This is a genomic window from Streptomyces sp. NPDC050997, assembly GCF_040660135.1.
Lineage (GTDB): Bacteria > Actinomycetota > Actinomycetes > Streptomycetales > Streptomycetaceae > Streptomyces.
On the sequence record NZ_JBFAGK010000007.1, the window covers coordinates 176,921 to 200,095 of the forward strand.

Annotated in this window: 20 protein-coding genes and 1 pseudogene; 12 read left to right on the top strand and 9 right to left on the bottom strand. The window is 71.4% G+C overall.

Translation table 11 applies throughout. The features are described 5' to 3' along the window. Window positions 1-57: 57 nt before the first annotated feature. Window positions 58-1,503 (bottom strand): xylulokinase, encoded by a 1,446-nt coding sequence (gene xylB / locus AB0H86_RS18260; protein ID WP_362438992.1) that lies wholly within the window; start codon window positions 1,501-1,503, stop codon window positions 58-60. Window positions 1,504-1,661: 158 nt separating this feature from the next. On the opposite strand from xylB, the gene xylA reads away from it, so the two are divergent. Continuing rightward, complete coding sequence (gene xylA / locus AB0H86_RS18265) at window positions 1,662-2,828, top strand: xylose isomerase (protein WP_362438995.1); 1,167 nt, start codon at window positions 1,662-1,664, stop codon at window positions 2,826-2,828. 285 nt (window positions 2,829-3,113) lie between these two features. Continuing rightward, on the top strand, window positions 3,114-3,440 hold the full coding sequence (locus tag AB0H86_RS18270; RefSeq protein ID WP_362438998.1) for a hypothetical protein: 327 nt from the start codon (window positions 3,114-3,116) through the stop codon (window positions 3,438-3,440). Window positions 3,441-3,480: 40 nt separating this feature from the next. Here the strand turns inward: AB0H86_RS18270 and AB0H86_RS18275 are convergent, their stop codons facing one another. Next, on the bottom strand, window positions 3,481-4,761 hold the full coding sequence (locus AB0H86_RS18275; protein WP_362439001.1) for an SWF or SNF family helicase: 1,281 nt from the start codon (window positions 4,759-4,761) through the stop codon (window positions 3,481-3,483). Next, a complete protein-coding gene (locus AB0H86_RS18280; RefSeq protein WP_362439004.1) occupies window positions 4,758-7,622 on the bottom strand; it encodes an SNF2-related protein in 2,865 nt (954 codons plus the stop codon). Before AB0H86_RS18280 ends, AB0H86_RS18275 begins: the two co-directional genes overlap by 4 nt. A 246-nt stretch (window positions 7,623-7,868) precedes the next feature. On the opposite strand from AB0H86_RS18280, the pseudogene AB0H86_RS18285 reads away from it, so the two are divergent. Beyond that, a pseudogene (locus AB0H86_RS18285) lies at window positions 7,869-8,923 on the top strand (acyl-CoA desaturase). Between the two features lie 116 nt (window positions 8,924-9,039). Next, window positions 9,040-9,222: a hypothetical protein gene (locus tag AB0H86_RS18290; RefSeq protein ID WP_189697265.1), complete on the top strand. Its 183-nt coding sequence runs from the start codon at window positions 9,040-9,042 to the stop codon at window positions 9,220-9,222. A 247-nt stretch (window positions 9,223-9,469) separates the two neighbouring features. Here AB0H86_RS18290 and AB0H86_RS18295 read toward each other — a convergent pair whose 3' ends face one another. Both AB0H86_RS18295 and AB0H86_RS18300 read right to left on the bottom strand, forming a co-directional pair. Next, window positions 9,470-10,369, bottom strand: coding sequence for a hypothetical protein (locus AB0H86_RS18295; protein ID WP_362439007.1), 900 nt, complete (start codon window positions 10,367-10,369; stop codon window positions 9,470-9,472). Window positions 10,370-10,503: 134 nt separating this feature from the next. After that, window positions 10,504-10,800 carry a hypothetical protein gene (locus AB0H86_RS18300; RefSeq protein ID WP_362439010.1) on the bottom strand — a complete coding sequence of 99 codons (297 nt, stop codon included), beginning with the start codon at window positions 10,798-10,800 and terminating at the stop codon, window positions 10,504-10,506. Between the two features lie 135 nt (window positions 10,801-10,935). On the opposite strand from AB0H86_RS18300, the gene AB0H86_RS18305 reads away from it, so the two are divergent. Next, window positions 10,936-11,805, top strand: coding sequence for an oxygenase MpaB family protein (locus tag AB0H86_RS18305; RefSeq protein ID WP_362439697.1), 870 nt, complete (start codon window positions 10,936-10,938; stop codon window positions 11,803-11,805). A gap of 79 nt (window positions 11,806-11,884) precedes the next feature. Here AB0H86_RS18305 and AB0H86_RS18310 read toward each other — a convergent pair whose 3' ends face one another. Then, window positions 11,885-12,484, bottom strand: coding sequence for a methyltransferase domain-containing protein (locus AB0H86_RS18310; RefSeq protein WP_362439013.1), 600 nt, complete (start codon window positions 12,482-12,484; stop codon window positions 11,885-11,887). A 152-nt stretch (window positions 12,485-12,636) separates the two neighbouring features. On the opposite strand from AB0H86_RS18310, the gene AB0H86_RS18315 reads away from it, so the two are divergent. The 5 genes from AB0H86_RS18315 (at window position 12,637) to AB0H86_RS18335 (ending at window position 17,661) form a co-directional block, all read left to right on the top strand. Beyond that, window positions 12,637-13,410 (top strand): MHYT domain-containing protein, encoded by a 774-nt coding sequence (locus AB0H86_RS18315; RefSeq protein WP_362439015.1) that lies wholly within the window; start codon window positions 12,637-12,639, stop codon window positions 13,408-13,410. Between the two features lie 64 nt (window positions 13,411-13,474). After that, window positions 13,475-16,108 carry a nitrate- and nitrite sensing domain-containing protein gene (locus AB0H86_RS18320; protein ID WP_362439018.1) on the top strand — a complete coding sequence of 878 codons (2,634 nt, stop codon included), beginning with the start codon at window positions 13,475-13,477 and terminating at the stop codon, window positions 16,106-16,108. Next, entirely contained in the window at window positions 16,105-16,542 is a 438-nt protein-coding gene (locus AB0H86_RS18325; RefSeq protein ID WP_362439021.1) for a roadblock/LC7 domain-containing protein, read from the top strand. Before AB0H86_RS18320 ends, AB0H86_RS18325 begins: the two co-directional genes overlap by 4 nt. A gap of 22 nt (window positions 16,543-16,564) precedes the next feature. Beyond that, window positions 16,565-16,978, top strand: coding sequence for a DUF742 domain-containing protein (locus tag AB0H86_RS18330; RefSeq protein ID WP_362439024.1), 414 nt, complete (start codon window positions 16,565-16,567; stop codon window positions 16,976-16,978). A gap of 77 nt (window positions 16,979-17,055) precedes the next feature. Beyond that, window positions 17,056-17,661 (top strand): ATP/GTP-binding protein, encoded by a 606-nt coding sequence (locus tag AB0H86_RS18335; RefSeq protein WP_362439027.1) that lies wholly within the window; start codon window positions 17,056-17,058, stop codon window positions 17,659-17,661. Between the two features lie 46 nt (window positions 17,662-17,707). On the opposite strand, the gene AB0H86_RS18340 is transcribed toward AB0H86_RS18335, so the two are convergent. Beyond that, window positions 17,708-18,136: a PPOX class F420-dependent oxidoreductase gene (locus tag AB0H86_RS18340; protein ID WP_362439030.1), complete on the bottom strand. Its 429-nt coding sequence runs from the start codon at window positions 18,134-18,136 to the stop codon at window positions 17,708-17,710. 97 nt (window positions 18,137-18,233) lie between these two features. Here AB0H86_RS18340 and AB0H86_RS18345 point away from each other — a divergent pair, with 97 nt between their 5' ends. Beyond that, the gene (locus tag AB0H86_RS18345) at window positions 18,234-18,647 is read left to right on the top strand and encodes a roadblock/LC7 domain-containing protein (RefSeq protein ID WP_362439032.1); all 414 of its coding nucleotides are present in this window, start codon (window positions 18,234-18,236) and stop codon (window positions 18,645-18,647) included. A 126-nt stretch (window positions 18,648-18,773) separates the two neighbouring features. After that, window positions 18,774-19,697, top strand: a complete 924-nt coding sequence (locus AB0H86_RS18350; protein WP_362439035.1) for a DUF6397 family protein — start codon at window positions 18,774-18,776, stop codon at window positions 19,695-19,697. Here the strand turns inward: AB0H86_RS18350 and AB0H86_RS18355 are convergent. Together AB0H86_RS18355 and AB0H86_RS18360 are read right to left on the bottom strand one after the other, a co-directional pair. Further along, window positions 19,684-20,550, bottom strand: coding sequence for an acyl-CoA thioesterase II (locus AB0H86_RS18355; protein ID WP_362439041.1), 867 nt, complete (start codon window positions 20,548-20,550; stop codon window positions 19,684-19,686). The genes AB0H86_RS18350 and AB0H86_RS18355 overlap by 14 nt on opposite strands. 19 nt (window positions 20,551-20,569) lie before the next feature. After that, window positions 20,570-23,083, bottom strand: coding sequence for a DUF3516 domain-containing protein (locus tag AB0H86_RS18360; RefSeq protein WP_362439044.1), 2,514 nt, complete (start codon window positions 23,081-23,083; stop codon window positions 20,570-20,572). Window positions 23,084-23,175 lie beyond the last annotated feature (92 nt).

Genomic DNA, 23,175 nt, shown 5'->3' on the forward strand with positions numbered 1-23,175 from the left:
CGGCGGTCGGTCGACGGCCGGGTCCGCACGTCGACTGTCGTGCGTCACAGGTGTCCGTCAGCTCGGATCCGTCCCCCGCTCCAGCAGCGGGGCCGCGTCGGAGAGTACCCCGGAGATCCTGGCCAGGGCCGCCTCGTCCCGCTCCACGGCGTCGAGCACCGGCCCGGCTGCCGTGTTCCAGCGTCGGGCCACCGCGCCCGGGTCCTCGCCGGTCAGCAGGCCGGCCGCCTGGGCCGCCGCGCCCAGCGCGACCAGTTCCTTGGCCTCGGGTACCTGGACGGGCCGCCCCGACAGCCGTCGTACGGTCTGCTGCCAGGCCGTGCCCCGGGCGCCGCCGCCGATCAGCAGCAGTGGGGTCGAACGGTCGGCGTCCTCGTCGAGGACCAGGTCGAGCGCGCCGAGCAGCGCGTGGACGGCGCCGTCGTACGCGGCCTGCAGAAGCTGGCCGCCGGTGGTGTCGTGGCGCAGGCCGTGCAGCAGTCCGGAGGCGTTCGGCAGGTTCGGGGTGCGTTCGCCGTCCAGGTAGGGCAGGAGGGTGACGTCCGTCGTCGGCTCCACCGCCTCGCGGTCGAGACCCAGCAGCGCGGCGACGCGGTCGACGGCGAGTGTGCAGTTCAGGGTGCAGGCCAGTGGCAGCCAGTCGCCGTGGGCGTCGGCGAAGCCCGCCACGGTGCCGGTCGGGTCGGTGGGGCGGCGTTTGGAGACCGCGTAGACCGTGCCGGAGGTGCCCAGGCTCAGCACGGCGGTGCCGGGGCGCAGGCCCAGACCGAGCGCGGCGGCGGCGTTGTCGCCCGTTCCGGGGGCGACCAGGGTTCCCTTGGCGAACGGCAGGCCGTGGCCGTCGCGCACGGTACCGGCCACTTCGCCGGGGCGGACCACACGAGGCAGCAGGGCGGGATCGAGTCTCACATGGGCGAGGATCTCGCTGTCGTACGCCTCCGTCGCCGACGCCCACCAGCCGGTGCCGGAGACGTCGCCGCGATCGGTCGTGCCCTGGCCGGTGAGCCGCTCGGTGAGGTAGTCGTGGGGCAGACGTACGGCCTTGGTGGCGCGGAGGGCCTCCGGCTCGTGCTCGGCCAGCCAGGCCCACTTCGTGACCGTGAAGGAGGCGGCCGGAACGGAGCCGGTGCGTTCGGCCCAGAACTTCGCGCCGCCGAGCTCCTCGGTCAGCCGGCGAGCCTGCGGCGCCGAGCGCACGTCGTTCCACAGCAGGGCCGGACGCACCGGTTCCCCCTGTGCGTCCAGCGTGACCAGGCCGTGCTGCTGTCCGCCGATCGACACCGCGGCCGCCTCGCGCGCCGCGTCCCCGCACTGGCGCAGGGCCTCGCCCAGCGCGTCCCACCACTGGCGTGGGTCGCTCTCACGGCCGGCCCCCGAGGACACGGTGTGCGGGGCCTGTCCGGCGGCCACCACCCGTCCCGTCGACGCGTCGACGACCAAGGCCTTGGTGGACTGTGTGGATGTGTCCACACCGACGACGAGCGGACCCTCGGCTGCTGACATCGGGCTCTCCCTAAGTGCGGCTCATGTCTCTCACTGCGTTCGCGTCTCTGCCTGAAGACATCTTGTCCCTTCCCAGAGACGCGTCGGCATACTAATTTGTAAATCGCCATGACGAAATAGTCGGCAGCAAGCAGTCGCAAGCGACAAGGAGCCGCGGCATGAACTACCAGCCCACCCCCGAGGACAGGTTCACCTTCGGCCTGTGGACCGTCGGCTGGCAGGGACGGGACCCGTTCGGCGACGCCACCCGCCGGGCCCTCGACCCGGTCGAGTCGGTGCAGCGCCTGGCCGAGCTCGGCGCCCACGGTGTGACCTTCCACGACGACGACCTGATCCCCTTCGGGTCCTCCGACACCGAGCGCGAGGCGCACATCAAGCGCTTCCGTGAGGCTCTCGACGCGACCGGCATGAAGGTGCCGATGGCCACCACCAACCTCTTCACGCACCCCGTCTTCAAGGACGGCGCGTTCACCGCCAACGACCGCGACGTACGCCGTTACGCCCTGCGCAAGACGATCCGCAACATCGACCTCGCGGCCGAGCTCGGCGCCGAGATCTACGTCGCCTGGGGCGGACGTGAGGGCGCCGAGTCCGGTGGCGCCAAGGACGTGCGCGACGCCCTCGACCGCATGAAGGAGGCCTTCGACCTCCTCGGCGAGTACGTGACCGAACAGGGCTACGACCTGCGCTTCGCGATCGAGCCCAAGCCCAACGAGCCGCGCGGCGACATCCTGCTGCCCACGGTCGGCCACGCGCTGGCGTTCATCGAGCGCCTGGAGCGCCCCGAGCTGTACGGCGTCAACCCCGAGGTCGGCCACGAGCAGATGGCCGGGCTGAACTTCCCGCACGGCATCGCGCAGGCCCTGTGGGCGGGCAAGCTCTTCCACATCGACCTCAACGGTCAGTCCGGCATCAAGTACGACCAGGACCTGCGCTTCGGCGCCGGAGACCTGCGTGCCGCCTTCTGGCTGGTCGACCTCCTGGAGCGCGCGGGTTACGCGGGCCCGAGGCACTTCGACTTCAAGCCCCCGCGCACCGAGGACCTCGACGGCGTGTGGGCGTCGGCCGCGGGCTGCATGCGCAACTACCTCATCCTGAAGGACCGTGCGGCCACCTTCCGTGCCGACCCCGAGGTCCAGGAAGCCCTGCGCGCCTCGCGTCTGGACGAACTGGCGCAGCCCACCGCGGCCGACGGCCTCAAGGCGCTGCTCGCGGACCGTACGGCCTTCGAGGAGTTCGACATCGAGGCGGCCGCCGCGCGCGGGATGGCCTTCGAGCGGCTCGACCAGCTGGCGATGGACCACCTGCTGGGAGCGCGTGGCTGACCGCACGCGCGCGTGCCGCCTTGAGCGGCCCTCCCGGAGCTCCCCGCACGGAATGTGCCGGAATCATGCGGTCCATGGCGTGAGTCCGTATCAACTTCCGTGCGGGGGTCGCGACATGACCGGTTCGGGGCGACTCTGGAGGGTATGGGCATGCCGCCGGTACCCCCTCGACCACCCGGACCGCCGGACGACACCCCGCCTCAGGGCGGCGGTTTCGGACCACCTCCTGACGGCTACGGCCACCACGGACCGCCTTCGTACGGCAATTCGCCTCCGACTCAGCCTTTGAGCCCCACCGGCGATCCGGGCGGCCCGAGAAGGCGACGCGGCCCCCTCTACGTCCTGCTGGCCGTGATCGTGGCCGCCGTGGCGGTCGTCGCGGTGGTCCTCATGGCCTCGGGGAACGACGATGCGCCGGACAAGCAGCCGCCCGCCGAGAGCAGCGCCGGCACCAGCCCAGCTCCCGCGCCGTCCTTCAGCCTGCCGACCGAGGTGCCCAGCAGACTGCCCAGCGATCTGCCGTCGCGGTTCCCGACCGAACTGCCGAGCGGCTTTCCCAGCGATCTCGAATCGCTGATCCCGTCACTGGCCGGCGAACTCCCGCAGCCCTGAGCCGAAGGGCGCGAAGGGGATGTCAGCGAGTCTCTTCCCCTCAGGCCCGCTCGTCCTCCCCTTCGGCACGTTCGATCGAAGCCAGCGCCGTCGCGGGGTCCTGGGCAGCGGTGCCCGCCGGCATCCAACGGCCGCGTTCCTTCCGGTACGGCCACCATCGGCCGTCCCGTCCGAGGCGCAGCTGGCGCGGCGAGCCGACGACCGTCCAGCGGTTGCCCGTGGCCCGCAGCGCCGGTCGTTCGTTCTCCTCCCACTCCTCCCAGGCCGAGTCGAGAGCGGCACGCGCGCGGGCGAGCGCTTCCCCCTCCACGGTCCACGCCTCCTCGTACACGGACAGGGCTGTCACACCGCCGTACCGCCAGGCGCGTACGGCCGGGGCCAGCTGCTCCCTGCCGCGCCCGGACCCGTCGGCCAGCCGGTCCGCGACGTCCTTGGCCGCAGCGGCGCCCGCGGCGAGGCGGACGGCGTCCTGGGCCACCGTCAACTCTCCTTCGGGCCCCTGCGGTTCCGGCCGCGCCCGAAGCGCGTCGGCGAGCAGACGATGAGCCTCGACGACGGTCCTGGCGGCCAGGAACTCCAGGGCTGCCGGATCGATTCCGGGCGCGGGCCGGGCCTCGGTGTCCAGGGACGGCGGTACGCCCGGCTCCGCGGGGAGTTCGGGCACGGCGGGCAGCGGCGGCAGGATGCCCCCGGCCGCGTACGCCTCCGCGGCATCCACTCCTGGCGGCTCGGCACTCTCCTGGACGGGCGCGGAGCCGCGCTCCTGGAGGGCGTCCAGCAGGGGACGTTCGGCCCGTCCCCGCATCAGCAGCAGCACGAAGGGGTCCTGGTCCAGCAGCCGGGCCACCTGATGGCACAGGGCCGCCGTGTGCCCGCAGTGGTCCCAGCCACCGCAGTCGCACTCGGGCTCCAGGTCACCCACGCCCGGCATCAGCTCGATCCCCGCCGCGGCCGCGTCCTCGACCAGATGCGTCGGCATGTCGCGGTCCAGCAGCGCGGCGACGTGTCCCGCCCGTTCCACGGCCATGTCGGCAAAGCGGTCCCACTGCTCCTCGGACAACTCCGCCAGCAGGACGTCGGCCCGGTGTGCCGTACCGTCACGGTCCTGGACGACGGCCGTGATACGTCCCGGGCGCACCGACACCGCGCTCACCGCTCCCGCGCGCGCGAGCCCGCGGCCCGTCTTCACCTGCGCGGAGTCCAGTGCCGTGTCCTCCAGCGCCTTGAGCCAGGCCTGCCCCCACCACGACTGGGCGAAGCCCCGGCCGTGCGCGGGCGGCAACGCGGCGAACGTGCGCTCCAGGTCTTCGTCCGCGGTCATCGTCCGCCCCCTCGCAGCTCGACCAGATCGGCCAGTTCCACGTCCGTCAGTTCCGTGAGCGCCGCCTCTCCCGCGCCCAGCACCGCGTCGGCCAGCTCCTTCTTGCGGGTCAGCATGTCGGCGATGCGGTCCTCGATGGTCCCCTCGGTGATCAGCCGGTGCACCTGCACCGGCCGGGTCTGGCCGATGCGGTAGGCCCGGTCGGTGGCCTGCGCCTCGACCGCGGGGTTCCACCACCGGTCGTAGTGCACGACATGCTCGGCCCGGGTGAGGTTCAGCCCCGTGCCAGCCGCCTTCAACGACAGCAGGAAGACGGGGACTTCGCCGTCCTGGAAGCGACGCACCATCGCCTCCCGCTTGGGGACCGGGGTGCCTCCGTGCAGGAACTGCGAGGCCACGCCACGGGCCGACAGATGCTGCTCGATGAGGCGTGCCATGCGCACGTACTGCGTGAAGACCAGGACGCCCGCCCCCTCGGCGAGGATGGTGTCCAGGAGTTCGTCCAGGAGCTCCAGCTTCCCCGAGCGTCCGACGATCCTCGGCCGGTCCTCCTTGAGGAACTGCGCCGGGTGGTTGCAGATCTGCTTGAGGCCTGTCAGCAGCTTCACGATCAGCCCGCGGCGCGCCATGCTGTCCGCGCCGGAGATCTCCGCGAGCGTCTCACGCACCACGGCCTCGTAGAGACCCGCCTGTTCCCTGGTGAGCGACACGGCGCGGTCGGTCTCGGTCTTGGGCGGCAGCTCCGGGGCGATCCCCGGATCCGCCTTGCGGCGGCGCAGCAGGAAGGGGCGCACGAGGCGGGTGAGCCGCTCCGCGGCGGCCGGGTCCTGGCCGCCCTCGATGGCCTGCGCGTACCGGGTGCGGAACGTGCCGAGCCGGCCCAGCAGGCCCGGGGTCGTCCAGTCGAGGATCGCCCACAGCTCCGACAGGTTGTTCTCCACCGGGGTTCCGGTGAGCGCCACGCGCGCGCGTGCCCCGATGGAGCGCAGCCGGCGGGCGGTGTCCGAGTACGGGTTCTTCACGTGCTGGGCCTCGTCCACCACGACCAGGCCCCACGGGACGTCGGCGAGCCGTTCGGTGTCCAGGCGCATCGTGCCGTACGTGGTGAGTACGAACTCCCCGTCCGCCAGGGCATCCAGGCTGCGGCGCGCCCCGTGGAAGCGACGTACTGGCGTGCCGGGCGCGAACCTCTCGATCTCCCGCTGCCAGTTGCCCATCAGGGACGTCGGACACACCACGAGGGTCGGCCCGGCGCAGGCCGCGTCGGTCTGCCGGTGCAGATGCAGTGCGATCAGGGTGATCGTCTTGCCGAGCCCCATGTCGTCGGCCAGACAGCAGCCCAGGCCCAGGGACGTCATCCGGACCAGCCAGCTCAGGCCGCGCAACTGGTAGTCCCGCAGCGTGGCGTCGAGCGCGGCGGGCTGCCCGACCGGCTCCTGCGCCTCGGGGTCCGTGAGCCGTTCCCGCAGCGCCGCCAGCCACCCTGTGGGGTGGACGTCGACCCGGCGGCCGTCGACCTCCGTGGAGCCCGTCAGCGCCGCGCCCAGCGCGTCGATGGGCGTCACCTTGCGGTCCTGCTGGGTGCGGGCCCGGCGCACCTCCTGGGGATCGACGAGGACCCACTGGTCGCGCAGCCGCACCACGGGGCGGTTGGCCTCGGCGAGACGGTCCAGCTCCTCGCGCGTGAGCTGCCGGTCACCCAGTGCGAAGCGCCAGTCGAAGGCGAGCAGCGCGTCGGCGGACAGGAACGACGGTGTGTCCGAGGAGACCTTGTCCGGTTCCGGCGCGTGGTCCGGCGGACCCACCACCGCGCGGGCGGTCAGCTCGCGGGCCAGTTCCTTCGGCCAGTGCACCTCGACTCCGGCGCCGGTGAGGGCTCGCGTGCCCGCACCGAGGAGCTCGGTGATCTCCTCGTCGGCGAGGTCGACGGCCTCCGGCACGGTCGCCGAGAGCAACGGCGTCAGTGGCGGCCAGGCCCGTGCCGCGCGGCGGAGCGCGAGCAGGGCGTCCATCCGCGCGCGCGGACCGAAGCCCTCGCCCTCGCCCCCCGAGCCCTTCCAGATCTCGGCGGCGTCCGCGACGAGCGCCGGATCGCTCACGCTGTGCAGCTGCGGAACGGCTCTGAACGCCAACCCCGTTTCGTCCTGCGTCTCGGGGGCCAGACCGGACACCTCGACCCGCAGCGAGAGCCGCACGCCCGCGTCGTGGCCCGCGGCGACGTCGGCCGCCCACGCACGCTGTCCGGGCAGGTATTGGGGTTCCTGCGCCGCATAGGCGGGGCCATCGGTCACCAGCGGGGCCGCCGGGGAGCGGGGCAGGGAGTCGGCGACAGCGTCCAGGAAGTCCCGCAGCAGCCGTTCGGGATCGGGCAGTCGCAGCGGCCCGGCGCCGTCCACCGGTACGGCGTGCGCCTCGGGAGGCATGGCGGCGGCGAGCCGGCGGACGCGCTCGACGTCCTCCTTCCCCAACGGGCCCGCGCGCCAGGCGTCGTGGTCGTCCGCGGACAGGCCGGGCAACAGCAGCCCGCGAGCGAGGAAGTGCAGGGCGAGCACGGTCGCCGTCCCCCAGAAGAGGGTCCCGCGGTCGGCGTGGACGAGGGCACGCGCGCGCGTGAGCACCGGCACAGCGGCACGTACGGGCAGCCGTACGGCGGGCACGCTCACCCGCTCGACTCCCTCGCTGCCGGGCAGCACCACGGTCAGGTCCTCGACCGGGGCCGACACGAGGGCCGGCGGGGCGCTGCCGTCCGGCCGCCAGAACGCGACGGTGCCGGTACGGGCCGGGTCTCCGGGCACGAACACGGCGCAGCAGGCGGCCAGTTCGGAGAGCTCGGACGGTGTTGCCGGGGATATCCTCTGCACAGCTATGGCGTATTCCTCAAATTTGACTACCTAGCCGGAGTCGCCGAGGGTACAGCACCCGGCTGATCTGCGCGGCAAGGCTGGATCGTGGCCTGTGTCACTTCACCGCGGGGTGGCGTCAGCCCCCCTGCCGCGAGGTGCTGGCCCCCGCAGGTACACGGGGGGTGCCCTCATGGTCGCCGCATGTCATCAAAACGTACGTTTCCTCAGGTCAGCGCGTTTCCCTGAGAGAGCCGGAGCTCCGACATGTCCCAGACCACGTCAGCACTCGCACCCCGCCCACGGGACACGTCCGGCCTGCCGCCCGGCTCCAGCGAGTTCACGCCCCTGCTGCGGGCGGTCAAGAGCCACGGCCTCCTGCGACGTCGGTACGGCTGGTACGCGCGCGTCATCGCCTCAACACGCTCGCCCTGACCGGTGTGGTCACAGGCATCGTCCTGCTCGGCGGTTCCTGGTGGGTTCTGCTCCTCGCCCCGGTGCTCGCCGTGCTCGGCGCGCGTACGGCCTTCATAGGCCACGACGCCGGGCACGCGCAGATCACCGGCGACAAGAGGGCCGGCCGTCTCATCGGCCTCGTCCACGGCAACCTGCTGCTCGGGATGAGCTTCTCCTGGTGGAACCACAAGCACAGCCGGCACCACGCCAACCCCAATCACATCGACAAGGACCCCGACGTCGCCGCCGACGTCCTCGTGTTCACCGGCGAGCAGGCGAAGGAACGGACGGGCTTTCGGCGCTGGCTCACCCGGCACCAGGCCTGGCTGTTCTTCCCGCTCACCCTCCTCGAAGGGATCGCCCTGAAGATCCACGGCTTCAAGGATCTACGCCGCCAGTCGCCGGGGGAGCGCCGGGTGGAGGCCGTGCTGCTGGTCAGCCACCTCATCGGCTACGCGACACTGCTGCTCATGTCCATGTCGCCCGGCCAGGCGCTGGCGTTCGCCGCCCTCCATCAAGCCCTCTTCGGTCTGCATCTGGGGCTGTCCTTCGCCCCCAACCACAAGGGCATGGAGATGCCGGACCCGAACGGCGAACCCTGGGGGCACCTGCGCCGCCAGGTGCTCACCTCGCGCAACATCCGCGGCGGCATCGTGACCGACTGGTTCCTCGGCGGCCTCAACTACCAGATCGAGCACCACCTCTTCCCCAACATGCCCCGCCCCCATCTGCGACTCGCCCAGCCCCTTGTGCGCGCCCACTGCGGGGAATTGGGTATCACCTACGCGGAGACCGGGCTCGTCGACTCCTACCGGCAGGCCCTGCGCCACATGCACGAGGTCGGAGAGCCCCTGCGGGCCGGGTAGGGGTGCCTGTCAGGGATGTATCAGGGGTGTCTCAGGGTCGCGGTCCGGAACCGTGGGAGGCGCGGACCCGTTTTTCTGGACAGAGAGCGGCAGCTGCCGCGAAGGAGGCGACGCACATGTCGAAGAACGCGAAGATCGCCGCAGGAGGTGTGGCGGTCGGGCTGATCCTGCTGATCTGGCTGCCCTGGTGGGCCGCGCTCCTGATAGTCCTGGGAGTCCCGGCGGCCGCCTACCTCACGCTGGACCCCTCACAGCGGCGCAGGCTGCGCCGTGTGTCCCGCAAGGAGCTCGGCCGCTGACGTCTCGGCCGCCGACGCCTCGTCGCGCCGGACCGGCGGGCGCGCGGGAGCGGCTGCGCGCGGGAGCGGCGGGCGCGCGGTAGCCGGCCACATCGCCGCTCACGGACCGGCCGACGGCATGGTCCGCGAGCGGCGAGCGGCGAGCCGTCCGACGCTTGCCCGTCCGACCGCAGCCGGTCCGGGCGGGTGCCGTACCCCCCGTCGAGGTGCGCAACCGGCCGCTGGGGCGCGACCGGCCGACGCGGCCTCACAGCGGGCGTACGGCCATCTTGTCGAGTGCCTCCAGCAGGCCCGGCAGCTCCGGCCCCCGGCCCACCGGCAGGACCTCGCCGGGCTCGTCGTCGAGGAGGACGAACGCGATGTCGTCGGTCCGCGCCACAAGCGACCAGCCGGGACCGTCGGCACGCAGGGTCCGCGCGTCTCCGGGGGCGAACGACGACCTGACCCGGCCGAGTGGCGGCGGCGCGTCCGTGTAGGCACGCGCCTCCGCGAGGACGCGCCGGATGCCACTGTGGCCGCCCTTGGACCCGTCCTGCCGTGGAACCTGCCCGCTTCCGGTGTCTCCTGGGGAGGCGCCCTCCTCGGGAGCGTCGGCGGACTCGCCGTTCCCGGAGACGGGGGAGTCACCTCCGTCCGGCCGGGGGAACTCCGCGTCGTCGATCTGCTCCCGCCATGTCGCCCACTGGAGCGCGATCTCGTCGGCGCCCAGCCGCCGCTGTGCCGGCCCCCACCTGGAGGTGTCCGGCGGCGTCAGCGGGGCACCGTCCACGACCTCGGGCCCGGGATCGTGCGGCGCCGGCACGCCCGGGGCAGCCACGGCGACCTCCAGGGGCCAGCCGGGCAGCGCGGCGACCACCGTGCGCTCGTCGGGCGACAGATCGTGCTCCATGCCGCAGTCCCAGGACGCGATGGCGACGGCGACCAGCGACACGTCGTCGACGACGACCGTCCACCTGGCGCCGTCGCCGTCCTGACCGAGTACCAGACCGTATCCGTCGGCCATCGGTGCGAGCCCCAGCGCCGCGCAGGCCTCCGGATAGTCGTCGCCCAGCACGCTCGGGAACTTCGCCGGCGTCAGCAGCACCGCCGTCAGCACATAGAGCGCGTCGTCCTCGGCGGCGACGGTGTCCTCGTCCGTCCCGGCCATCCCAGCCTCCCCATCGGTTCGTCCAACGGCGCGCACCTTAGTGCGCCCGGAAGGCGCTTGTCACGAATCCCCCGCTCGCCGGAGCTGCAGTTTTCCGGCTGGACGGGGCGAATCGACCATCCGTCGCCGATGCGTCAGGCCGCCGGGAGTCCCAGAAGCGAACGCGCCACCGTTCGAGGCGACTCGTCGCGCTCCCTCGCGAGTGCGATCACGGCCCGGCACGCGAGCTCGTTCACCCCGAACGACAGGGCCTCCGGGGACACCCAGCCCGCGGTCTCCTCGATCCGTTCCTGGTCGTCCTCCGCGCAGGCCGAGACATAGGCGGCCGCGGCCTCGAACAGGTTGTGCGAGCGAACCTCCTGGCCGGTCTTCGCCTCGGTGCGCAAGGCGTTGAGGAATCTGGCACCCGACTCGCGGACCCTGCCCCACATGCTGACCACCTTTCCCCCTGCGTGATTGTCCTCACTGATCGTGCATATCCTGCTACTCAACGTAGAGTTGAAGCGTCGGCGGCAAAAGGGGGTAGCGCGGTGAAGCGCTTCGCGAGGCTCGAACAGATCCGGAGGATGGACCCGGAGAAGGACGCCCTGGAGATCTACCGTCTCTCATCCGCGTACGAGTTTCCCTGGGACTTCACTCGCGCACTCGAACTGGCCCTGTACCGCACCTACGCCGTGCCCCGTATCGGTCGGCTGCTCGCCGAGACCGCGGAGCTCACGGACCGGCCCCAGAAGCGCTACGACGACACGGTGCTGCTCCTCGACGCCGTCGTCGAACACGGCTTCGACAGTGAACAGGGTTGCACCGCGATCCGCCGCGTCAACCAGATGCACCGCAGCTACGACATCACCAACGACGACATGCGGTACGTGCTCTGCACGTTCGTCGTGGTGCCCAGGCGCTGGATCGACGCCTACGCCTGGCGCAGGCTGTCGCGCCACGAGATCGTCGCCTCCGCCGTCCACTACCGCACCCTGGGGCGGCATCTGGGCATCAAGGACGTACCTGAGTCCTACGAGGAGTTCGAGACCTGCCTCGACGCCTACGAAGAGGCGCACTTCGCCTGGGACGAGGGAGCGCGACGGGTCTCGGACGCCACGCTCGCCCTGATGGCCTCCTGGTACCCGCGCCCCCTCGCCGCGCTGCTGCGCACCTCGACGCTCGCCCTGCTCGACGAACCGCTCCTGAGGGCCTTCCGCTACACACCTCCGAGCCCTGTCACCCGTGACCTCGTCCGCGGCGTGGTCCGGCTGCGCGGACGCGCCGTCCGGCTGCTGCCACCCCGGCGGGCACCGCATCACGCGCGCCAGAACTGGGAGATCAAGAGCTACCCGAACGGTTATCGGCTGGAGGACCTCGGCACTCGCCCCGTCCCGGGCGCACGGGGCTGTCCGGTACGCCACACGGGCCCGTCGGCGGTCACCTCCAACGACTGACCGACGCGGAGCTCACGGTCACCCGACGAAGGGGGTCAACCCTCGCGGACAGCCAGGGCGTCAGCGGAAACGAAGGCCGTCAGCCCTCGCGGACGGCCAAGGCCAGGAACCGGTCGTCCTCGTCGACGTACGACGTCATGCGCCACCCGGAACCGGCCAGCAGCGGACGCAGGTTGGGCTCCGCGCGCAGATCGTCCGGCGTGATCCGCCGCCCCTGGCGCGCGGCCAGCGCCACCCTGCCGATCGGGTGGAACAGCGCCAGCATGCCGCCGGGACGCACCACGCGCGCCAACTCGCGCAGGTTCTCGGTCGGATGCGCCAGATGGGAGACGAGCCCCGCCCCGAACACGGCGTCGAGCGACTCCGAGCGCAGCGGCAGCACGGCCACGTCGGCGAGCATCAACTGCCCCTCCCGGTCCCGTCCGGCGCGCACGGCGGCTTCCAGCATGGCCGGGGTCAGGTCCGCTCCGACGACCACTCCCGAGGGCCCCACGGCCGCTCGCAGCGGCGTCAGGGCGCGCCCGGTGCCACAGCCGGCGTCGAGCACACGATCTCCAGCACGCAGCCCGAGGTCCGCGACCGCGGAGGCGTAGGCGGGGCCGTCGTCGGGAAACCGCCTGTCCCAGTCGGCGGCACGGGCGGTGAAGAACTCCTGCACGTGTGTGTGGTCGTCGCTCATGTCCCGCATGATCCCTCACCGACACGGATGACGCCCGGGTGCACACGTTCGAGCGTGCCGCGATCGTTCAGCTACACCTCTGCGCCAGTTTCCAACACCTTTCGAAATGCGCCCCCTTTGTACGCCCCTGCCCCGACTAGCGTCCCGGAGCCATGGGACACCTGGACCACGCGGCCCTGGGGTGGCTGACCCCCGTGCTGTCGTACGTGATGGCCTGCATAGGCGCCGCCCTCGGGCTGCGCTGCACCGTCCGCGCGCTCGGCGCCACCGGACGATCACGCCGCAACTGGCTCGTCACCGCCGCCTCCGCGATCGGCACCGGCATCTGGACCATGCACTTCGTGGCGATGCTCGGCTTCAGCGTCAGCGGCACCGACATCCGCTACGACGTGCCGCTCACGATCGCGAGCCTGCTCGTCGCCATGGTGGTCGTCTGCGCCGGCGTCTTCGCCGTCGGTTACAGCCGCGACCGCACCCGCGCCCTCTTCCTCGGCGGTCTCACCACCGGGCTCGGCGTGGCCAGCATGCACTACCTGGGCATGGCCGCGGTCCGCCTGCACGGCGACGTCGCATACGACCCCGCGCTCGTCGGGCTCTCCGTCCTGATCGCGGTGGTCGCGGCGACGGCGGCCCTGTGGGCGGCCCTCAACATCAAGTCACCCGTCGCCGTGACCATCGCCTCCCTGATCATGGGGGCGGCGGTGAGCAGCATGCACTACACCGGCATGCTCGCGGTGAGCGTGCGCGTCGCCCCTTCCGGGGCCGCCCTGCCCGGGGCCATGGCGATGCAGTTCATCTTCCCCCTCGCCGTCGGCCTCGGGTCCTACCTCTTCCTGACCTCGGCCTTCGTCGCGCTGTCGCCGACCACGGGGGAGCGTCAGGCCTCCGCCTCGGCCCAGCGGCCGGTCGAGAGCGCGGCCCCTTAGCGGCATCCCGTACCCGCCCCGCCCGCACGGGCACGCCCCCGACCCACTCCCGAGCGAGGAGGCCATGCGTACATCGCGTAGGACCCCCACAGCCGGCGCCGAGACGCCGCACCAGCCCCCCGTGCGCGGGCGTCGCGCGCACGCCGGACCACCCGCCGACGAACACCCGGACGAACCCCTGGGCGCGATACCGGACGACGCGCCCGCGCACGGAGGACGCTGGCGCATCCGACCGCGCACGGTGCGAGCCAAGATCGTCTGCCTGCTGATGGTCCCGGTCGTCTCCCTGCTCGCCCTGTGGGCGTACGCCACCGTCTCCACCGCCCAGGACATCTCCAGGCTCCGGCAGTTGCAGCGCGTGGACTCCACGATCCGCACCCCGGTCGCGGAGGCCGTGGCCGCGCTCCAGACCGAGCGGGCGGCCGCCGTCCGCTACGCGAGCGACCCGTCGGCCGGGCGGAGCGGCGACCTGAAGAACCTCGGCCTGCGCACGGACCGCGCCGTGGCGAAACTGCGGCTCGGCGACGGCAACACCGTCGCCGACAGCGAGGAGTTGCCCGCCGGCGTGGCGCGACGGCTCGGGACGTTCGTCACCGGCGCCGAGCGACTGCCCTCACTGCGCACCGCCGTACTCGGCCACCGAGTGGACTGGCACGAGACGTACGGGCGGTACACGACGACCATCACCAGTGCCTTCGGCGTGGGCGGCGCTCTCACCGGCATCCAGGACGCCGAACTCGGCTCCGACGCGCGCGTGCTGCTCGAGTTCTCCCGCGCGGGCGAGGCGCTGGCCCAGGAGGACGCCGTCCTGGGCAGCGCACGCCTGGCCGGCGGACTGTCGGGCGAAAGGCTGCGGCTGTTCACCGGCTCCGTCGGCACCCGCCGCGCCCTCACCGAGTCCGCCGTGGCCGACCTGCGCGGCTCCGAAAGCGCCGCCTGGCGCGAGGTCGCCGGAGGCAGCTCCTACGGCACCCTCCACGACACCGAGGACAGGGTCCTCGCCGCGGGTCCGGGTGGCCGGGCGCTCGCCGCGGCACCACAGGCCACCTGGGACGGCGCACGCGCGCGCGTGCAGGACGACATGCGGACGATCGAGCAGAACGCGGGACGCGAAGTCTCCGACCGGGCCGACCCGTTCACCCGCGGTCTGCTCACGCCGGCCGGCGCCGCCGTGCTCCTCGGCCTCCTCGCCGTCGTCGCGTCCCTCGTGATCTCCGTGCGTATCGGTCGAGGCCTGGTCGTCGAGTTGGTGAGCCTGCGCAACAGCGCCCTGGAGATCGCCCGCCGCGACCTTCCCGAGGCCATGCGGAAACTGCGCGCGGGCGAGGAGATCGACGTCCGGGCTGAGGCACCGCCCGGCCAGCCCGCGGAGGATGAGGCCGGCCAGGTCGCCGAGGCGCTCGGCATCGTGCACCGCGCCGCGCTCAGGGCCGCCGTCGAGCGCGCCGAACTCGCCAGCGGCATCTCCGGCGTCTTCGTCAACCTCGCCCGCCGCAGCCAGGTCCTGGTCCACCGTCAGCTCAGGCTCCTCGACAGCATGGAACGTCGCTCCGACGACCCGAACGAACTGAGCGACCTGTTCCGGCTCGACCACCTCACCACCCGGATGCGGCGGCACGCCGAGAGTCTGATCATCCTCTCCGGCGCCGCACCCGGCCGCGCATGGCGCATGCCGGTCTCCCTGACGAACGTGGTCCGTGCGGCCGTCTCCGAAGTCGAGGACTACGCGCGCGTGGAGGTACGCCAACTGCCCGACGCCTCCGTCACCGGCGCGGCCGTCGCCGACCTCACCCACCTCCTCGCCGAGATCATCGAGAACGCCGCCCAGTTCTCGCCTCCCCACACCCGCGTGCGGGTCACCGGCGAGCCCGTCGGCAACGGCTACGCCGTCGAGGTCGAGGACCGCGGACTGGGCATGGGCAAGGAGACCCTCGCCGAGGCGAACCGGCGCATCGAACAGTCCGAGGCCCTCGACCTGTTCGACAGCGACCGGCTCGGGCTCTTCGTTGTGAGCAGGCTCGCCGCCCGGCACGACATCAAGGTGCACCTGCGCACCTCGCCCTACGGCGGCACCACCGCGGTCGTCCTGCTGCCCACCGCGCTGCTGCACGCCGGATCGACGGAACGTTCCCCTCACAGGCCGGCGGACGCGGAACGGCCGGCGGAACACGAGTACGCGCGCGTGCCCGCCGCCGCCCAGGATCAGGAGTCCGTCCCCGCCTCGGCCGACCGGCCCGCACTGGTCGCTCCCGCACCCGCGGCGGTCCGGACCACCACAGAGCGCCGGGCCACGGCCGACAACTCACCTCCCGGGGCGGCCCGGACCACCACGGATTCGCGGACCACGGCCGACAACTCACCCCCCGGAGTCACCACCTTGCGTCTGCACCGTCCTCCGGACGACCTCGACGACGGGACTCCTGAGGGCCCCGACGACGCCGCCCCGGAGGACTCCGACGACCTGCCGCGCCGGGTACGGCAGGCCAACCTCGCCCCCCAACTGCGCGAGCGGGCGGCCGAGGAACCGGCCTGGGCTTCCGCCCCCCGGGACGATGGCCGGCGCACCCCCGAACTCGTCCGGGACCGCATGGCGGCGTACCGCGACGGCTGGGCCCGCGGCGGCGGCAGGCGGCCCGGTCACGGTGCCGCTCCAGATTTCCCAGTGGGCAGCGACAGCAGCGAAGGAGACTCCGCATGATCCAGGACCCGAGCATGAGAGCCGCCCAGAGGTCCGGCGAACTCGACTGGCTGCTGGACGACTTGGTGGTGCGGGTGAGCGAGGTGCGGCACGCGGTCGTGCTGTCCAACGACGGGCTCGCCGTGGGCTCCTCCACCGACCTGCGCCGTGAGGATGCCGAGCATCTCGCCGCCGTGGCCTCCGGTTTCCACAGCCTGGCCAAGGGCACGGGCCGGCACTTCGGGGCCGGAGGCGTGCGCCAGACCATGGTGGAGATGGACGACGGATTCCTGTTCGTGGCCGCCGCGGGCGACGGCTCCTGCCTAGCCGTCCTCACCGCGGTGACAGCCGACATAGGCCTGGTCGCCTACGAGATGGCGCGGCTGGTCAAACGCGTCGGCGAGCACCTGTACACGGCGCCCCGCATCGGCGCGCGGCCTCCCGCCGCCGGATGAGGCGAGAAGGCGGTCCGCTCAGATGACCGAGGACATGACGGACGCCCTGCGTGAGCTGGGCAGCCAGTGGTACGACGGCGAGGCCGGACCCCTGGTGCGTCCGTACGCCATGACGGGCGGCCGCACCGAACCCGGCCCCACCGGAGTGCGTTTCGACCTGATCGCTCTCGTGACCCTGGATCCCGGCGCGCCCGGCTTCGACGACGACACCGCGCTCGGACCGGAACACCGCGCCCTGGTCGACCTGTGCCGTACGGAGACACAGTCGGTCGCGGAACTCGGCGCGGGCGCCGACCTGCCCGTCGGCGTGGTCAGGGTCCTCCTCGGCGACCTCCTGGAGCTCGGCCTGGTCACCGTCAGCCGTCCGGTGCCGCCCGCGCAACTTCCTGACGAACGGATTCTGCGCGAGGTGATCGAAGGACTGCGGGCGCTGTAGATGAAGACTCACCACCATCCGGATACCCGGACTCGAACGACGCCGACTTTGACCGGCCCTCCCGAGAGAAGTGATCGATGGTCTCCGAGCACTCCGACGCCCAGGACGACGAGACGACCGCGCTGGCGTTGAAGATACTGGTCGCCGGCGGATTCGGCGTGGGCAAGACCACCCTGGTCGGTGCCGTCAGCGAGATCCGGCCGCTGCGCACCGAGGAACTGCTCAGCGAAGCGGGGCAGCTGGTGGACGACACCGACGGCGTGGACCAGAAGGTCACCACGACGGTCGCCATGGACTTCGGACGGATCACCATCCGCTCCGGCCTGTCCCTCTACCTGTTCGGCACTCCCGGCCAGGACCGTTTCTGGTTCCTGTGGGACGAACTGTCGCAGGGAGCCCTCGGCGCGGTGGTCCTCGCCGACACCCGCCGCCTGGAGGACTGCTTCCCCGCGGTGGACTACTTCGAGCACCGGCACATCCCGTTCGTGGTGGCCGTCAACTGCTTCGCGGGCGCCCGGTCCTACGGGGCCCAGGATGTCTCGCGTGCCCTGGATCTGGACGAGGGCACACCCGTGGTGCTCTGCGACGCCCGTGACCGCGACTCGGGGAAGGAGGTGCTGATCCGGCTGGTCGAGTACGCCGGGCGGATGTACACCGCCCGGCTGCTCGACTCGGTGGGATGACCCGCCTCCGGGGGCGACGGCCATGACTCGGGTACGGGCATCGTGCTCAGCCGGCGACGGCTTTCTGCGCCAGCACCTTGACGATCTCGACGCGGACGAGCAGTTCGCCCGGGACTCCGTTGCGGGCGGCGAACTCCTCGGCCCGCTCCTCGCCCATGTACCGCGCCCCGATACGCCCGGCCCAGTGCCGGACCTCGTCGAGTTCCTCGATCACCCGGGCGCGGCCCTGGAGCACCACGTAGTCGAAGGGCGGCCGGTCGTCGTCGACGCACAGCGCGACCCGGCCGTCCCGGGCCAGATTCCGCCCCTTCACCGTGGCCTTGCCGGTGTTTAACACCACCTCGTCCCCGTCGAGCAGGAACCAGATCGGTGCGATGTGTGGGCTCCCATCAGCCCGTACGGTGGACAGCTTGGCGGTGCGGGTGCCGTGCGAGACGAACTCCCGCCATTCGGTGTCGGTCATGTTCTCTGCCATGTCCCCATCCTCCTTGCCCGGACGCCGGTCGTGGGGAAGGCTGGCGAGGAGAGATCCTCCGGCCAGGGAGGAGACGTCACACGGGGAGACGGGAACGATGGCGCAGAATCAGGGACTTGGCTGGCTACTGGACGACCTGACCGAGCGGGTGGAGCAGGTACGACACGCTCTGGTCCTGTCCAACGACGGGCTGGTGACAGGGGCGAGCACGGGCCTGCGCCGCGAGGACGCGGAGCATCTCGCCGCCGTCTCCTCCGGACTGCACAGCCTGGCCAAGGGCTCGGGACGGCACTTCGGGGCGGGCCGGGTGCGCCAGACCATGGTCGAGTTCGACGACGCCGTGCTGTTCGTCACCGCGGCGGGCACCGGCAGCTGCCTGTGCGTACTCAGCGGCGCGGAGGCGGACATCGGCCACATCGCCTACGAGATGACGCTGCTCGTCAACCGGGTCGGCGAGCACCTCGCCGTGGACGCCCGACAGCCCGAGCGAAGCCCGGCATCGGACCTCTGACCTGCTGCTTCGCTGCTCCCCGTGGAGTTATCCACAGGCTCGCCGCGCCATGTGCCGAACCGGCTACGGTGTGTGTCACAGCGAGCGCACAGAGCGTGAGCGCTGACTCCACGGGGGAGACCGGACATGCCGACCGACACCATCACGAAACCACGCCACCTCTCGTACGCGCCGAGCCGCGCTGCCCGTGAACTGAGCCTGAAGCGAGGTGAGTTCGACCTCGCCGTGCAGCTCGGACACATCCGCACGCTGCCCGACGAAGGAGGCGGAGGCCGACGCGTCCCCCGCTCCGAGATCGAGCGGCTGCGTGCGGGCGAGGGCTTCCCCGACTCCTTGCGGAAGCGGGTGAAGACCGTGGGAGCCACGGAGGGCGCGGCCGTCATGGAGGTGAGCCCCGGCCGTTTCACCCGCCTCGCCCGGCTGGGCATGGTGGGACCGGTGACCTTCTACCTCAACCGCTACCGCGCCGTGGTGTGGCTCTATCTGGCCGAAGAACTACAGCGGTTCGCCGCCGACGAGAAGAACATCCCGCTGCTCAACGCCCGTATGCAAGCCGGACTGCGCGACCAACTGGGCGAGGGCGTGGACCTGCGCCCCCGCAACTGGCGCGTACGCCACCTGGCGTCCTTGCTGCTACAGGCCGAGGACCCGTGGGAGTCTGCCGGGGCGGTGGCCGCCTTCCTCGATCCCGTCCAGGTCGCGGAGGTCGTCCCGGACCCCTATGAGCGCTCCCACGTGAACCGTTTCCGACCCGGGCCGCCCGCCCATGGCGTGCCGGGCTCGCCCGCCGCGCAACTCACCGAGCGGATCATGACGGCGGATTACCCGGACGAGATCGGCTGGTTCAGGGCCGAACTGGCGGCCGTAGTGACGGAGGCGCGCAAGCACCGTCCCGCCCCTCGTCCCACTCCTCGTCCCGCCCTTCGGTCCGCCCCGAAACAGTCCCACCCGGCACCGCGGGCGACCACCGCCGTGCCCGACGGGCCGGAACAGTCTCGCGGACTGTTCGGCCGGCTGCGGCGCAGACTCCAAGGGCCTACAGAGCTCTGAACAAGCCCTCCTGGACGACCGACACGAGCAGCCGACCCTCCAGGTCGTAGATCCGGCCGCGGGCCAGCCCTCGCCCACCCGTGGCGATCGGTGACTCCTGGTCGTACAGGAACCACTCGTCCGCGCGGAACGGCCGGTGGAACCACATGGCGTGGTCCAGCGACGCCATGTCGAACCCCCGCGGACCCCACAGGGGCTCGACCGGGATGCGGACGGCGTCCAGGAGGGTCATGTCGCTGGCGTAGGTCAGCGCGCAGGTGTGCACCAGCGGGTCGTCGCCCAGCGGCCCGACCGCACGCATCCACACCGCGCTGCGCGGCTCGGCGTCCTTGACCTCCTCGGGCGTCCAGCGCAGCCGGTCCACATAGCGGATGTCGAAGGGCTGACGCCGGGCCATCCGCTCCAACTGCTCGGGCAGCGTGCCCAGATGCTCCCGGATCTCGTCCGTGACCGTCGGCAGGGAATCCGGGGCCGGGACCTTGCGGGCCGGCGGCAGTTGGTGCTCGAAACTCGCCTGTTCAGGTTTGTGAAAGGAGGCGGTGAGATTGAAGATCGTGCGGCCCTGCTGCACCGCGGTGACCCGGCGGGTCGTGAAGGACCGCCCGTCCCGCACCCGCTCGACCTGGTACACGATCGGCACACCGGGCCGTCCCGGACGCAGGAAGTACGCGTGCAGCGAGTGCACGGGACGGTCGCCCTCCGTGGTGCGGCCCGCGGCGACCAGTGCCTGGCCGGCCACCTGGCCGCCGAAGACACGCTGCAGCGACTCCTGGGGGCTGCGGCCGCGGAAGATGTTGACCTCGATCTGCTCCAGGTCGAGCAGGTCGACGAGCTTCTCGGCCGGATTCGTCATGGGTGGGATTCTCCTGTCCTCACAGCTGTCCGACGTCGGTGACACGAACGATCGCACGGCCCTCGGCGTCGGAGGCCGTCAGGTCCACCTCCGCGCTGATGCCCCAGTCGTGATCGTCGTTCGGGTCGTCGAAGATCTGGCGGACCCGCCACAGGGCGTTCTGCGGCTCCTCCTCGATCATCAGCAGCTTCGGACCGCGGGCGTCGGGTCCGGTGCCGAGGTCGTCGTACTCTTCCCAGTACTTGTCCATCGCCTCACCCCAGGCATCGGCGTCCCACCCGGAGTCCGCGTCCATCGCGCCGAGTTCCTCGACCTGGTCCAGGGCGGCGAGCTCGACCCGGCGGAACATGGCGTTGCGGACGAGGACGCGGAAGGCGCGCGCGTTGGTCGTGACGGGCTTGACCTCGTCGGCCTTCTCCTGGGCCTCCTCCGCGGTCATCTCCTCCGGGTTGGCGAGCTGCTCCCACTCGTCCAGCAGGCTGGAGTCGACCTGGCGCACCATCTCGCCGAGCCACTCGATCAGATCCTGAAGGTCCTCGGACTTGAGGTCGTCCGGGACGGTGTGATCGAGGGCCTTGTAGGCGCCGGCGAGGTAGCGCAGCACGATGCCCTCGGTGCGGGCCAGCTCGTAGAAGGACACCAACTCGGTGAAGGACATGGCCCGTTCGTACATGTCGCGGACGACGGACTTCGGGGACAGCGGATGGTCGCCGACCCAGGGGTGGCTCTTGCGGTAGATGTTGTACGCGTGGAAGAGAAGCTCTTCCTGGGGCTTCGGGTAGGTGATGTCCTGGAGGCGCTCCATGCGCTCCTCGTACTCGACGCCGTCCGCCTTCATCGCGGCCACGGCCTCCCCGCGCGCCTTGTTCTGCTGGGCGGCGAGGATCTGTCGCGGATCGTCCAGCGTCGACTCGACGACGGACACCATGTCCAGGGCGTAGGACGGCGACTCCGGGTCGAGAAGCTCGAACGCGGCGAGCGCGAAGGTGGACAGCGGCTGGTTCAGCGCGAAGTCCTGCTGGAGGTCCACCGTGAGGCGGACGATGCGGCCCTCGGAGTCCGGCTCGTCGAGCTTCTCGACGATGCCGCCGTCCAGCAGCGAGCGGTAGATGGCGATCGCACGGCGGATGTGTCGCAGCTGCTGCTTGCGCGACTCGTGGTTGTCCTCCAGCAGGTGCCGCATCGCCTCGAAGGCGTTACCGGGGCGGGCGATCACCGACAGCAGCATCGTGTGCGTCACCCGGAAGCGGGAGCTGAGCGGCTCCGGCTCGGACCCGATCAGCTTCTCGAAGGTGGTCTCGCTCCAGCCGACGAAGCCTTCGGGTGCCTTCTTGCGGACGACCTTCCGGCGCTTCTTCGGGTCGTCGCCCGCCTTGGTCAGCGCCTTCTCGTTCTCGATGACGTGCTCGGGAGCCTGCGCCACGACAAAGCCCGCCGTGTCGAAGCCCGCCCGTCCGGCACGGCCGGCGATCTGGTGGAACTCACGGGCCCGCAGCGTGCGCACCCGGATGCCGTCGTACTTGGCCAGCGCGGTGAACAGCACAGTCCGGATGGGCACGTTGACGCCGACGCCGAGGGTGTCCGTGCCGCAGATGACCTTGAGCAGACCGGCCTGGGCGAGCTTCTCCACCAGGCGGCGGTACTTGGGCAGCATGCCGGCGTGATGGACGCCGATGCCGTGCCGCACGTACCGGGACAGATTGCGGCCGAACTTGGTGGTGAAGCGGAAGTTGCCGATCAGCTCGGCGATCCGGTCCTTCTCCTCGCGCGTGCACATGTTGATGCTCATCAGCGCCTGCGCCCGCTCCACGGCCTGCGCCTGAGTGAAGTGCACGATGTACACCGGAGCCTGTTTGGTTTCCAGCAGCTCGGTCAGTGTCTCCGTGAGCGGAGTGAGCCGGTACTCGTAGGACAGCGGCACGGGGCGGGTCGCCGAGCGGACCAGGGAGGTCGGCCGGCCGGTGCGCCGCGTCAGGTCCTCCTCGAACATCGCGACGTCGCCGAGGGTGGCCGACATCAGGATGAACTGCGCCTGGGGGAGCTCCAGGATCGGGATCTGCCAGGCCCAGCCGCGATCCGCCTCCGCGTAGAAGTGGAACTCGTCCATCACGACCTGGCCGACATCCGCGTGCCGGCCGTCCCGCAGGGCGATCGAGGCGAGCACCTCGGCCGTACAGCAGATGACCGGGGCGTCGGCGTTGACGGACGCGTCGCCGGTCAGCATGCCGACGTTCTCCGTGCCGAACATCTTGCACAGCTCGAAGAACTTCTCCGACACAAGTGCCTTGATCGGTGCCGTGTAGAAGGTGACCTCGTCACGGGCCAGCGCCGCGAAGTGCGCGCCGGCGGCGATCATGCTCTTGCCGGAGCCGGTGGGCGTCGACACGATCACGTTCGCACCGGAGACCACCTCGATCAGCGCCTCCTCCTGGTGCGGGTAGAGCGTGAGGCCGCGCTCCTGCACCCACGACTCGAAGGCTTCGTAGAGGGCGTCGGGGTCGGGGGTCGGCGGCAGCTGATCGATGAGGGTCACCCACCCATCTTGCCTGCCCTCCTGCCCGATGGGGGAATCGGATGCGGGCTCGAAGATCGCGAACGCTACGCTGTGTCGCCGACGACGCGTCA